Origin of the sequence: Gordonia sp. SL306 (assembly GCF_026625785.1) — a bacterium.
Classification (GTDB): Bacteria; Actinomycetota; Actinomycetes; order Mycobacteriales; family Mycobacteriaceae; genus Gordonia.
This window is the reverse complement of record NZ_CP113063.1, coordinates 3,842,489-3,854,957: the sequence shown is the minus strand read 5'-3', so window position 1 is coordinate 3,854,957 and position 12,469 is coordinate 3,842,489. Positions and strand designations below refer to the sequence as shown.

Here is a 12,469-nt window from a genome sequence, read left to right as displayed (position 1 = left end):
GGGGCGCCGTCCTCTCAGATCACTCGATCACATCGAAATCGCGGTCAGGCACACCGTCTCGGTTCATGTCGGGGTCACGCAATCTGCGTGCATCCAGGCGCAGCAGAACCGCGCCCAGCGCCGCCGCCACCACACTGCCGAACAGGATCGCCACCTTCGCCGCCGACGCGTGATCGTCGGAGCCCTGGTGGAAGGACAGTTCGGCGATCAACAACGCCACGGTGAAGCCGACCCCGGTCAGCATCCCGACCGGCAACAGGTCGCGGACCCCGATCGAGTCGGGCAGTCGCAGCGGCGTGAATCGCGTCATCAGTGCGGTCGCCCCCATTACACCGATCACCTTGCCGACGACGAGGCCGAGGAAGATGCCGATCGACACGGGCTGCACGATCGCGCTGTCACCACCGATCACCGCGACCCCGGCCGACAGGAACGCGAAGATCGGCAGTGCCAGCGCCGACGACACCGGTCGCACCGCGACGTCGAATTGGTGTGTTCGAGAACTCGATTCGCCGTGCACGAGCAGCGCGGGAACGGTGAAGCCGAGCAGGACCCCGGCCACGGTCGCGTGCACGCCCGAGGCGTGCATCAACGCCCAGGCCACCACGGCCAGCGCGATCAGGACCAGGCTGGCAGGCGTTCGCCACCGGGGACGACGCAACCGCACCAGCACACCAAAGACGGCGATCACCGCGATCGCTGCGCCGAACAGGGCGAAGTCGATCGTCTCCGTGTAGAACGTCGCGATCACCGTGATGCCGAGCAGATCGTCGACGACGGCCAGGGTCAACAGGAACGTCCGCAACGCCAGGGGCAGCCCACGGCCGAAGATCGCGAGCACCGCCAGCGCGAAAGCGATGTCGGTGGCGGTCGGAATCGCCCACCCGCGTAAGGCTTCCGGGTCGAACAGGGCGACCACGACCACATAGAACAGCGCCGGGGTCACCATGCCGCCGATGGCGGCGACGATCGGGACACCGGCCAGTCGGAGATCACGCAGGCTGCCGGCCACGAACTCCTGCTTGAGTTCCACGCCGACGATGAAGAAGAAGATGGCGAGCAGGCCATCGGCGGCCCATTCGGCCACCGAGAGGTGCAGATGCAGCGATTCGGGCCCGAACTCGAACGTCGTCAGCGATTCGTACGCGTCCTGCCACGGGGAGTTCGCCCAGACCACCGCGACCACCGCGGCGACGAGCAGCAGTGCGCCGCTGGTGGTGTCGAGCGAAACCCAGCGCTGAAACCGCACTCGAGCAGAGGTGTCCGGCCCGCCCCGGCCCGGGACAACAGCGCCGGATTGGGATTCCTCGATGCCGGGTGGTCCCGAATCGTGTTCCGGTGTGGACATCAAACCTCCTGGTCACAGGGAAATCTACAGAGATCACCCACGTTGCATCTCCACCGACACCCGGCGGAGGCCGACCAGACTTCCCGGCTCACCTCCGCGTCATTCTCCCCGATGGTCAGGCCCGGGGCCAATCGGAGGGCGTTTGTGCACAACCCGCGTGCACGCGCGACGTTGTCCCCAGATGCGTCTCGAGTCCTCGTCTACGCCGGTCCGGCCGCTACCGTCGCCGACCATGCACCCGATGTCCCGCGATCGCTTGTCGCCGCGCCTCGTCGACAGTGTCCGACATGCGCTCCGTCCTGGTTGGGCGCGATCGGTGATGATCCGTCGTGGCGCATCGGTCCTCCTCGTGGTCGCCGCGGTCACGCTGACGCTGTTCGGCCACCGGGGCGCGGAGATGCGTTCGGTGGTGGTCGCCGTTCGTGACCTCGTACCCGGGGAGTCCATCGTCGCCACCGATCTCACGATGCGCGAGGTACCCGGCGGACTCATCCCGGCTGGCACGTTGCGGCTGACCGCCGACGGCGTCGGACGCACCGCGGTCGGCCCGATCGGGGCGGGCGAGATGGTCACCGACTCCCGGTTGCTCTCCCCCCGTCTCCCCAGCAGGCTCACTGGTGACGACGATGCTCGGCTCGTACCGGTACGGCTGTCGGACGAGTCGGTGGCGACGCTGCTGCGGACCGGAGACGTGGTGGACGTACTGACCGCGTCCGCAGAAAAGCCCGACGCAGCGGTACTCGCGCGTGCGGCGGTGGTGGCCCTCACCTCGGACAAGCCTGCCGATGGCGTTCTGTCGGGCGGCGCGACCGCCGGCCGACCGGTCCTGCTCGCGATGGACGAACGGGCCGCACACCGGGTGGCAGCCGCCGCGCTCGACGCTCCGATCACCGTCGTCGTGCACTGATCGATTGTCTCCGTGCTCACGCGCGCGTACAGCAAAACAGTGCAACGGTCGTTTACGATCCTGGATAGCGTGAATACCTGAACAAGAGCGGAACACCGAAAAACGAGAGGACCGCACACCGTGCTCAAGGGATTCAAGGAGTTCATACTCAAGGGCAACGTCGTCGAGCTGGCCACCGCGGTCATCATCGGTGCGGCCTTCACGGCGATCGTCACCGCCTTCACCGACAGCATCATCCAGCCCCTCCTCAATTCGATCCCGGGGGGCAGCAATCCGGCCAAGGGGCTGGGCTTCCAGATCACCGACAATCCGTCGACGTTTGTCGACATCGGCGCCCTGGTCACCGCGCTCATCAACTTCCTGATCATCGCCGCGGTGGTCTATTTCCTGATCGTCGTGCCGTACAACAAGCTCGCCGCACTCGGGGGCTACAGCAAGAAGGCCGAGGTCACCGAAGTGGCGCTCCTCGCCGAGATCCGTGACCTGCTCGATCCCGAGGGCACATCGAAGGCACAGGACGCCGCAGAAGCCGAGTTGCCGGATCACATACAGGATCACGGAGCATTCCCGGGCAACGACGCCGGCGCCACGCAGCGTCTGTCCACACCGCCGCCCGCAGAGCCGATGCCGCCGACACAACCGGCACCCACACCTCCTCCGCCCGCCGGGAATCCGCCCTATCCGACTCCCCAGCCCGCGCCGGGTTCTTACCCGCCGCCCGGTGCATACCCACCGGGCAACTACCCCCAGCAGGGCGGCTACCCCGGGCAGACGCAGTTCCCCGGCGAGTACCCACCGCCCGACGCCCCGGGACGGCATTCCCGCTGACCTCGACGACTCGGGCCGCGCTTCCCACCGGAGCGCGGCCCGACCTCTTCGGCATGGACGCGCACATGCGTTGGCTCCCAGCGCTTTGCCAGCTCGCGAGCCAGGGAACCACAAGGTTGCGTCCCTAGTGTCACTGGAGTCCGGAGCAAGTCGGCCGGACGACTGAGATACACCGACACACGGAGGTTGCAGAAGATATGCCGCAGAAGCCGGGCCCCCAGGGCCGTAACAATCATCGTCCCGCGCCGCGTCAGCCGCAGCGCCCGGCGCCGCGCCGTCCGCGCCAGCGCGCGTTCCCGTTCCCCTTCTTCGGGAGCTGACCGCGGGCCGGCTCACCGGCCCGACGACAGCACGGCACGGGCCCGCCTCCCCCGCCGGGCCCGTGCCGTCGCCGTCCGTGACGTGCGACGTCATCGACAGTCGCAGATTCACAGCGGACTCACAGTGGCATTCACAGGTATGTCACAGAACGCGCATTCCCGGCCTTCCACGAGCGGGCTGCAGCCGAAATACATTGCTACAGAGTAGCTTTCACCTTCAAGCAGAGGGCCCCACGATCAAAGCAGGATCGTTGAGCGGCCGTTGCCGAACTGTTACCTTCTCTCCTTGTGGCCCCCGGCTCAATTCGCGGCCAGGGCGCCACACAGACGGTCCGACATAGGGCGGACCGCAGTGTCAAGGGAGGAACACCATGCCACGAGGTCATCGAGGACCCCGTCATCCGATGCCGCCGCATCGCGCCCCGCATCCGCACGGGGGCCCGCACCCGGGACCCCGTCCCGGACCCGGACCGCGCCCGGCACCGCGCCCGCCGCGCCGTCCGATGCCGCCGTTCTTCTTCGGTAGCTGATCAGAACCGGACCGAAGGCCCCGTCGCATGTCTGCGACGGGGCCTTCGTCGTGTCAATGGGTCGTCACATGCCCGCGATCAGCGGCGCCGGATCGTCCCGTCGCGAACCGTGAGCGTGTAGTCGGCCACCGCGGCCACCTTGTCGTCATGAGTGATGAGCACGGTCGTGCGCGATCGGGCCAACCTCTCGAGCGGTGCCATCACACGCTGTGTGGTGGCGTCATCGAGGCCCGTCGTCGGCTCGTCGAGAATCAGCAGCGGGGTGTCGCGCAGAAAGGCACGGGCCAGCCCGATCCGTTGCTGCTGGCCGCCGGACAGGTTGGCGCCGCCGTCGCGCAGCTGGGTATCGAGTCCGTCCGGCAACTCACCGACGAAACCCGCCGCGTCGGCCGCGGTCGCCGCCGCCAGAACCTGTTCGTCGGTCGCGTCCGGTCGCCCGTATCGGATGTTGTCGGCGATCGACGCGTTGAACAGCGCGACGCGTTGGGGCAGGACGGCCATGTGGGCGCGCAACTGTCGCAGGCTCATCGAGCGGATGTCGGTGTCGTTGAATCGGATCGCACCGGCCACCGGGTCGTAGAAGCGCAGCATCAGATACATCAGCGTGCTCTTGCCAGAGCCACTCGCACCCAGGAGTGCGACAAAGTCGCCCGACTCGATGGTGAGGTCCACATCGTCGAGGACCAGACGGTCCGAATCGGGATAGGCGAAGCTGACCCGGTCCACGTGCACGGACACCGCGGATGCCACCGGTCCCGCCGACCGCTCGTCGACGTCTGCGTCGGGATGGACGTCGGCGGCATCTGCATCGCTGCCGGCCAGGGCGTCGGCCTCCGAGAGTTCCGGCTCCGCCGTGTCGGTGATGCCGATGGGCGCGTCGAGCACCTCGGCGACGCGTTCGGCGCTCGCCGTGGCCGAGGTCACCGACACCACGAGGCCACCGAGGGTCTGGATGTGCGGATACATGTAGCCGAGGTAGCCGGTCAGAGCGATCAGGGTTCCCACACTGGCGACGCCGCGCGAGATCTGCCACGCTCCCACCGCGAGGACCGCCATCATGCAGAGCATCTCCACGACGGTGACGGTCTCCGAGAAGGCCGCATTGGCCTTGAGTTCCGACACCCGCGCGTTACGCCAGATACGGCTCTCCCGCAGAACCTTTCGACGGTCACGCTCGCCCTGGTTGTCGGCCTGGATCGATATCGCGTGGGTGATGCCCTCCTGGATCCGAGAGCTGATGCGGCCGTTGGCCTTCCGCTCACGCCGCGCGGCGGTCTTGACGACCCGGCCGAACCAGCGGGAGACCACCCACAGCAGGGGGGCGAGGACAAAGGCGAGCAGCGCCAGATCCCATCGCGTCACAAACGCCGCGACGGCGTAGATGATCGCGCTGCCGATCGCCAGCGTTCCGGCCACCACGCCCGAGGACACCAGGTGTTCGATCTCGTCGACGTCGCCGCTGTGCCGCGCGATCAGGTCGCCGGTCTCGAACTGCCTACGCGTATGCGGGGCCAGTTGTTGTGTGTGGGCGTAGAGACGGTCGCGCAGCCGCAGGAGTGTTCGTTCGGCGACCAGACCGGAGATCACGGTCCCGCCGTAGGAGGCCGCCGCGCCGACCAGCGACACCGCGGCCCAGATCCCCAACGGCCACCAGAGCGCCGAGAGGTCACCGGCGACGAGCACGTTGTCGACGATGTCCGCGAACACCGCGACCGTGACGACGCTGGTGCCCACCTCGATGAAGAAGAGCAGCACCGAGACTGCGAGCTTCCACCGCTGACCATGCATGACCGGGGCAAAACGACGCATCGCGGTCACGACGTTGAGTGCCGCGGGATGTGCGTCGATCGAATCCTGATATCCCTCATCCACGACGTCACCCGTTGTCGACACCAGGACCTCCTCACATCCGGCGGGAACCCGCCGCCGTGCGCGACTCTAGCCGCACGCGGTCATCGCCTTCCTGGCACTCCGACAACCACTCTTACGACGACGACAGGGCGGGATCGGATGAATCTCCGATCCCGCCCTGTCGCGGTTGTTCAGTTGTGGGTCGATGACCGACCCGGCAGTCAGATCAGCCCAGGCTGAAGGGCTTGCCGTACAGGGTGATGACACCCTTCACCGAATCGGTGTTGACGGTGACCTTGATCTTGGCCTTGGCCGAGGCGTAGCCGGCACAGCCGTCCATCTTGAACCGCTCCTGGCTGTAGGCGACGCCGCCCGTCTTGCCCTTGAAGCTGTAATCGTTGACGGTGTAGTCCTTGTACGCCGTGCTGTCACCCGAGGTGGTGTCGATGATCGGCACGTAGCTCGCCTGGCCGGGTCCGAGGGTGAAGCCACCACCGGCATTGCCCGACGGAGTTGCGGTGGCTCCGCCACCGCTCGACGGCGCGACCTCGACGCCCGCGCCACCTTCAGCGCCCGCACCGAAGTTCACCTGGCAACCCACGAGGTAGCCACCGGCGATAGAGCCGCCCTCCGCCTTGCCGCCGACGGTCACCTTCACCTTGCCGGACAGCCACGCTTCACGGCTGGTCTGCACGTTGGTGACGGCCTTCTGGACGTTCACGAACTCGTCGAACAGACGAACGGTCACCGGGGTGCCGTCGACCAGGGTCTTGCTGACATAGCCGCCGGGCAACGCACCGGCCGCGGCGCCACCCGCACCGAGGCTGCTCAGGCCCACCACCACGGCACCGGCGAGGCCGACTCCAGCGGCCACGCGAGTGTTGATCTTCTTCATGATTCCCCTTCGTGGAATATCAATCTGCTCGGGGCAGATAAGTCAGAACTGCTGAGTTGTCTGCGCCCGGTCAGTTGAGGCTGAAGGGCTTGCCGTAGAGGGTGGACTGGATGTACGAGCCTTCACCGTTGACGGTGCCGTCGTCGGTGTTGTAGCCCTTGGCGCCGACCGTCTTGACGATGGTCCGTGCGGATGCGTAACCGCCACAGTTCTGGACGTCGATCGCGAACTTGTCGAGCTGGATGGCCGCGACGCCGCCGTCCTTGATGTCCTTGTCGGTGACATCGGCGACGACCACCTGGCCCGGGTTCAGCGGGAGGGTCAACGATCCGGACAGCGAGGGGCTGAGCGCCTCAGTGATGCTGCCGGAGAGTCCGCCCTCGAGGCCGGTGATGTCCACCTGGCAGCCCACGAGCACCTTGACCGCGATGTTGCCGGCCACGCCTGCGCTCGCCTTGGCCCGGTAGGTACCGGACACGACTGCTGCGCGTCCCGCGCCGTTGTTCGCGACGGACGGAGCCGGCAGCGCCGACTCACCGGTACGCCACGTCTGCAGGGATTCACCATCGACACCCACGGCATTCTTGTAGCCATTCGGCAGGCCGACTGCCGCAGCGTTTCCCGCCCCCATGCCGGCCAGGCCAACTGCCGCCACCGCGGCGACGGCGCCTGCACCAACAACGCGGCGCAGCCCGAGCTTGCTGAACTTGCTCATTCGTTCCCTCTCACAGGATTCGGTTGTTATCCCACCCGGCACAACCACGTGCCGGGCAGGTCGACCCTTGTGGGCTGCGGACCCCCGCCCCGCAACCGAACCCAGATCCGGTTCCGGTTGGCTGGAAGTCGCCTTCCGCACACCCCTGGTCACTGCTGCGTTGTCATTCGCGACAGATCGCAGGACTCCCCGTCGGTGCTCGTCGCGAGTACCGAGTTTCGTCGCTGCGAACGTTATCGGAGCGAGATCGAGACCAGCAACAGATGCGTTCTCGCGCGTCGTAAAACGAAGACTGGTGATCTTGAACTTCACATTCACTATTCCTAGATGAGCGAATGTTAACGGAAGGAAAACACGCTGCGTCAGCCATGTCAGCAGGTAGCTGGGCTATTCGTAATGCGGCGGGCGATTGGCTTCATACCAGTCCCGAGATACGCCCGTGTGACCTTGATCACACTCATCGGATGTTACCTCAGGAAGGTCGGCGCCGAAGACGTCATCGATTTTCGCCTTTGTCCGCCAGGTGTCACGCGGACGCGAAACCTCCCCGGAATCGCTGGTCATCGGCGATTCCGGGGAGTTGTCCGAATTGCGTTCCATGAGGGTCTCGGCGTCGTCGAGCGGGTCAGAATTCGCTGATGGCCTCGATGACGTGCTGGGCCAGCGGGGCGACCGTGGCCATGCCGTCACGCACTGCTGCCCGCGAGTTCGCCAGGTTCACCACGAGCGTCTGCCCGGAGATCCCGGCAAGACCCCGCGAGAGTCCACCGTCGGTGGCGCCTGCGGCCAGTCCGGAACTCCGGACGGCCTCTTCGATGCCCCGCAGCCGGCGATCGAGGACCTGTTCGGTCGCCTCGGGTGTCACGTCGCGCGCACCCACGCCGACCCCACCGACCGACACCACGAGATCCACGCCGCCGATCACGGCGGTGTTGAGCGCGTTGCGGATCTCGACCTCGTCGCCGGACACGGCGACAGTCGCATCCACATGGAAGCCGGCCTCGCCGAGGAGTTCACCCACGAGTGGGCCGAGAAGGCTCTGATCTTCCCCGTGTGCCGCCCGATCGTCGACGACCACGACCAGTGCGCGCCCGATCTCGTCGCCGCTCGGAGAGATGCGTACGTCATCGTCGCGGTGGCGCGCGACGAACTCGCGTGCCGCCGCGTCAGCGGCCACCACGTCGTCGGGGTCGATGGCGGTGGATCCTGTGTCGCTCATGCTCTGCCTTTCTGTTCCCTGCGGAGATGGTGCGTGGGTCTAGCCGGTCTGCAGGGTCTCCAAGGTGACCTGCGCGGTCCGGGTCTGTCCGTTGACGACGTATGTGATCGTGACCGTGTCGCCCGGTGCGTGTGACCGGATTGCCGCCACCAGTGCATCACCGCTGGCGATGTTGCGATCGTCGACCTTGGTGACCACCGCGCCGGTCGGTATCCCGGCTTTGGCCGCGGGTCCGCCTGCTGTCACGTCGGAGATGTAGGCGCCGGGCTGCTCGAGTTCGGTGTTGGCCCGCACCGACACCCCGAGACCTGCCTGGGTCGCCTTGCCGGTGTCCCGCAACTCGTTGGCCACGCGGATCGCCTGATCGATGGGTATCGCGAAGCCGAGCCCGATACTGCCGCCCTGCTGTTCGGCGGACGACCCCAACGTCGCGATCGCGGTGTTGACGCCGATCAGCGCGCCCTTGGCGTTGACCAGGGCACCACCGGAGTTGCCGGGGTTGATGGCGGCGTCGGTCTGGATGGCATCGATCACCGAGGTGGTCCCACCGGTCTCCTTGGACGTCGACACCGGGCGGTTCAGCGCGCTGATGATGCCGGTGGTGACGGTCCCCTCGAGACCCAGTGGCGCACCGATGGCGATGACGTCCTGGCCGACCGCGAGATTGTTCGAGGTCCCCACGTTGATCGGCTTGAGTCCGGTCTTCTCGACCTTGATCACCGCGATGTCGGACACCGAGTCGGCACCGAGTACCCGGGCGGGCGCGCGCGATCCGTCGGAGAAGATCACCAGCAGGTCGCCGGCCCGGGTGGCACCACCTTCGGTCACGACGTGGTTGTTGGTCATGATCACGCCGTCGTCGGACAACACCACGCCCGACCCGCTGCCCTCCGCATTCCCCGACCGCACGATGATCGAGACGACCGACGGGAGCACATTGGCAGCGACCTCCTGCACGGATCCTGCCGGGGCCTCCACCTGCCCCTGAGAACCGCTGTTCGGGTCTCCGCCCAGTGGTTCGTTGTGTGCCGTGGACGACGAATCGTCGGCGACGTTGGCACCGATCGCGCCACCGACACCGCCTGCAACCAACGCGAGCACCACCGCACCCACGATCAGCGCGGCCTTGCCGCCTGCCCCCGATTTCTTGCGCGGCGCAGGATCGCCTCCGTAGGGCGGCCCACCCGGAGGCATCGGCCCGCCGGGACCCGCCGCGTACTGAGGCTGAGCCGGGAACGGCGCGGACGCCTGCGCTCCATACGGGTCTGAGTACGGCGGGGTGGACGCGGCGTGATGGCCGTAGGTGTTCGCATCCTGGGGAGACGGACCAGGGGCGTACGGATTCGACCCGTACCCCGGCGTCGGCTGCTGCCCCGGTGAGCCGTACGGATTCTGGCCGGCTCCACTCCCGGTGCCGTACGGATCGCCCTGCGAACCGCCACTCGTCATCTCGTCGTCCTCAGTTCTCTCCATGTCGCCGCCCGAATCCGGCGATCTCCCGACTGTCGCGGCCCGTGCCGACACACTGCACCGATCCGATCTTCAACCCTAGGGGATCAGGTGCGTACCGCGAGGGGCGAAGTCGAGGACTGTTCGCACCGTCGAGGCCTGTTCACACTAATGACGAACGACCTGTGGGGAAGGTTCCTCGGGCGTCGGGCTCCCCGGCAACGCCATGCGGATCAACGCTCCCCCGGTCTCGGATTGTTCGGCCCGGACAGTGCCGCCGTGCCTCGCGACCACCTGGCGCACGATTGCCAGGCCCAATCCCGAACCGGGCATCGACCTCGACTGGGTTGACCGGTAGAACCGCTCGAACACCAGGTCCCGGTCCTCTTCCGGGATGCCGGGCCCGGCGTCGGCGACGACCAGCTCCGCGGTCCGGGCATCGACCTGCCTGAGTTGCACCTGCACCGGCCGGCCACGCGGACTCCACTTGGCGGCGTTGTCGAGGACGTTGAGCACGGCCCTGTTCAGACCGTGCTCCTCGCCGAAGATGTACCAGGGCGTCAGATTCGTCTGGAAATCGACGTCGAGCCGGCGACGTCGCACGCGGTCGAGACTGCGAGTGATGACCTCGTTGAGGTCGACCTCCTCGTGCACCACCTCGGGCGCCTCTTCGCGTGCGAGGTCCACCAGGTCCCCCACCAGGGTCGAGAGCTCCTCGATCTGTGCCATCACGTCCGAGCGCAGTTCGATCATGTCCTGCGCCGGGACCGCCGGGGCACCGGGTTCACTGGACGCGATCAGCAGTTCCAGATTGGTGCGCAACGACGTCAAGGGTGTCCGGAGCTCGTGGCCCGCGTCGGCGACCAGCCGGGACTGGCGGTCGCGCGACTCGTCCAGCGCCCGCAGCATCGTGTTGAAGCTCTCCGTGAGTCGCGCCAATTCGTCGTTGCCACTCACCGGGATCGGCGTGAGATCCTGTGTCCGGGCGACTCTTTCCGCCGCGCGCGTGAGCCGCGCCACCGGTCTCAGGCCTGCTCGCGCAACGGTCGTACCGGCCAGCGCCGCCAGTGCCACACCGCCCCCGCCGACCACGAGCAACACCCACGCCAGCCTCTTGAGCACCCGGTCCGTGTGTAACAGGCTCTGCGCCAACACAAGTGTGTTGCCGTCGCTGAGCTTGCGCGCGAGCACGCGCTGATTGTGAATGGTGCGAAGGCTCTGATTGTCCTGTCCCGGCGCGTACGTCGACCTGGCGATCTTGCGTTCGACGTCCTCGAACGGCACCTCACCGATGAGGTAACTGCGACCGTCTGGACGCACCAATGCGAGAGAGATGTTGGTGGAGAACACCGTTCCGGTCACCAGCGACTCCGGCCGTTCGTTGAGCAGACCGGTCCTCGCCAGAGCGGTCATGCCGTCGGCACGACTCTCGAGCTGCGAATCCACCTCGTTGTACATCGCCCGATACACGACAAAGTAGGCGGCGGCGGCCATCAGGCTGACCGACACCAGCACCACGGTGGCCGACAACAGCGTCACACGGGTCTTCAGGGAGACGGCACGGGTCAGCGGCATCGGTGCACGCATCTCCGCGAGATTGTCGCGTTTGCGCCGCAGGAACCCGCGCGACGCCGGGGACGCGGGGTCGGTGTGTTCGGCGAGCACTAGGGAGGCGTCTCCCGCAACACGTAGCCCACACCGCGCACCGTGTGGATCAGCCGGTCCTCGCCGTCGGCCTCCGTCTTGCGACGGAGGTAGCCGACGTACACCTCGAGGGCGTTGCCCGAGGTCGGGAAGTCGTAGCCCCAGACTTCCTCCAGGATGCGGCTGCGCGACAGCACGCGGCGAGGGTTCGCCATCAGCATCTCCAGCAGCGCGAACTCGGTGCGTGTCAGGCTGATGCTCCGATCGCCGCGCGATACGTCGCGGGTCACCGGGTCGAGCGTGAGGTCGGCGAAGGCGAGCGCCTCGGAATCGATGTCGTCTTCTGGGGTCGCGCGCCGTAGCAGTGCTCGCAGTCGTGCCAGCAGTTCCTCGAGTGCGAACGGCTTGGGCAGGTAGTCGTCGGCGCCTGCGTCGAGGCCGGAGACGCGCTCGGAGACCGAGTCGCGGGCGGTCAACACCAATATCGGCAGGTCATCGCCCGCCGACCGCAGTCGCCGACAGACCTCGAGCCCGTCGAGTCGGGGCATCATGACGTCGAGGATCACGACGTCCGGGCGTTCGGCGACGATCTTCTCCAGAGCCTCAAGCCCGTCGGCCGCGGTGTCCACGCCGTACCCGTTGAAGGTCAACGAGCGGCGAAGCGACTCACGAACCGCCCGATCGTCGTCGACCACAAGGATGCGCATACCTACAGTCTTATCGTGAACTGCTGAGATGTGTCTGAGGACGACAAGTGTGTCGT

General features: G+C 66.9%; 10 protein-coding genes. 2 read left to right on the top strand and 8 right to left on the bottom strand.

Going from position 1 to position 12,469, the window contains the following annotated elements; translation table 11 throughout:
- Positions 1-19: 19 nt before the first annotated feature.
- The gene (gene nhaA, locus OVA31_RS17655; RefSeq protein WP_267627916.1) at positions 20-1,348 is read right to left on the bottom strand and encodes a Na+/H+ antiporter NhaA; all 1,329 of its coding nucleotides are present in this window, start codon (positions 1,346-1,348) and stop codon (positions 20-22) included.
- Positions 1,349-1,580: 232 nt separating this feature from the next.
- Between nhaA and OVA31_RS17650 the strand changes: the two genes are divergently transcribed.
- Positions 1,581-2,255, top strand: coding sequence for an SAF domain-containing protein (locus OVA31_RS17650; protein ID WP_267627915.1), 675 nt, complete (start codon positions 1,581-1,583; stop codon positions 2,253-2,255).
- 120 nt (positions 2,256-2,375) lie between these two features.
- Positions 2,376-3,083, top strand: a complete 708-nt coding sequence (gene mscL, locus OVA31_RS17645; protein ID WP_267627914.1) for a large conductance mechanosensitive channel protein MscL — start codon at positions 2,376-2,378, stop codon at positions 3,081-3,083.
- A gap of 928 nt (positions 3,084-4,011) precedes the next feature.
- Here mscL and OVA31_RS17640 read toward each other — a convergent pair.
- The 7 genes from OVA31_RS17640 to OVA31_RS17610 all read right to left on the bottom strand — a co-directional run bounded on the left by OVA31_RS17640 (position 4,012) and on the right by OVA31_RS17610 (position 12,413).
- Positions 4,012-5,826, bottom strand: a complete 1,815-nt coding sequence (locus tag OVA31_RS17640) for an ABC transporter ATP-binding protein (protein WP_267627913.1) — start codon at positions 5,824-5,826, stop codon at positions 4,012-4,014.
- Positions 5,827-6,010: 184 nt separating this feature from the next.
- Positions 6,011-6,679 carry an MspA family porin gene (locus tag OVA31_RS17635; protein WP_267627912.1) on the bottom strand — a complete coding sequence of 223 codons (669 nt, stop codon included), beginning with the start codon at positions 6,677-6,679 and terminating at the stop codon, positions 6,011-6,013.
- 70 nt (positions 6,680-6,749) lie between these two features.
- Complete coding sequence (locus OVA31_RS17630; protein WP_267627911.1) at positions 6,750-7,394, bottom strand: MspA family porin; 645 nt, start codon at positions 7,392-7,394, stop codon at positions 6,750-6,752.
- A gap of 625 nt (positions 7,395-8,019) precedes the next feature.
- A complete protein-coding gene (locus OVA31_RS17625) occupies positions 8,020-8,613 on the bottom strand; it encodes a MogA/MoaB family molybdenum cofactor biosynthesis protein (RefSeq protein ID WP_267627910.1) in 594 nt (197 codons plus the stop codon).
- Between the two features lie 39 nt (positions 8,614-8,652).
- Entirely contained in the window at positions 8,653-10,062 is a 1,410-nt protein-coding gene (locus tag OVA31_RS17620; protein ID WP_267631584.1) for a S1C family serine protease, read from the bottom strand.
- 168 nt (positions 10,063-10,230) lie between these two features.
- Positions 10,231-11,649, bottom strand: coding sequence for a sensor histidine kinase (locus OVA31_RS17615; RefSeq protein WP_267631583.1), 1,419 nt, complete (start codon positions 11,647-11,649; stop codon positions 10,231-10,233).
- A gap of 77 nt (positions 11,650-11,726) precedes the next feature.
- Complete coding sequence (locus tag OVA31_RS17610; RefSeq protein ID WP_267627909.1) at positions 11,727-12,413, bottom strand: response regulator transcription factor; 687 nt, start codon at positions 12,411-12,413, stop codon at positions 11,727-11,729.
- Positions 12,414-12,469: the final 56 nt, after the last annotated feature.

Coding starts and splice junctions, on each gene's coding strand:
- nhaA (WP_267627916.1), bottom strand. CDS start 1,348: ATGTCCACACCGGAACACGATTCGGGACCACCCGGCATCGAGGAATCC.
- OVA31_RS17650 (WP_267627915.1), top strand. CDS start 1,581: ATGCACCCGATGTCCCGCGATCGCTTGTCGCCGCGCCTCGTCGACAGT.
- OVA31_RS17635 (WP_267627912.1), bottom strand. CDS start 6,679: ATGAAGAAGATCAACACTCGCGTGGCCGCTGGAGTCGGCCTCGCCGGT.
- OVA31_RS17630 (WP_267627911.1), bottom strand. CDS start 7,394: ATGAGCAAGTTCAGCAAGCTCGGGCTGCGCCGCGTTGTTGGTGCAGGC.
- OVA31_RS17625 (WP_267627910.1), bottom strand. CDS start 8,613: ATGAGCGACACAGGATCCACCGCCATCGACCCCGACGACGTGGTGGCC.
- OVA31_RS17620 (WP_267631584.1), bottom strand. CDS start 10,062: ATGACGAGTGGCGGTTCGCAGGGCGATCCGTACGGCACCGGGAGTGGA.
- OVA31_RS17615 (WP_267631583.1), bottom strand. CDS start 11,649: ATGCGTGCACCGATGCCGCTGACCCGTGCCGTCTCCCTGAAGACCCGT.
- OVA31_RS17610 (WP_267627909.1), bottom strand. CDS start 12,413: ATGCGCATCCTTGTGGTCGACGACGATCGGGCGGTTCGTGAGTCGCTT.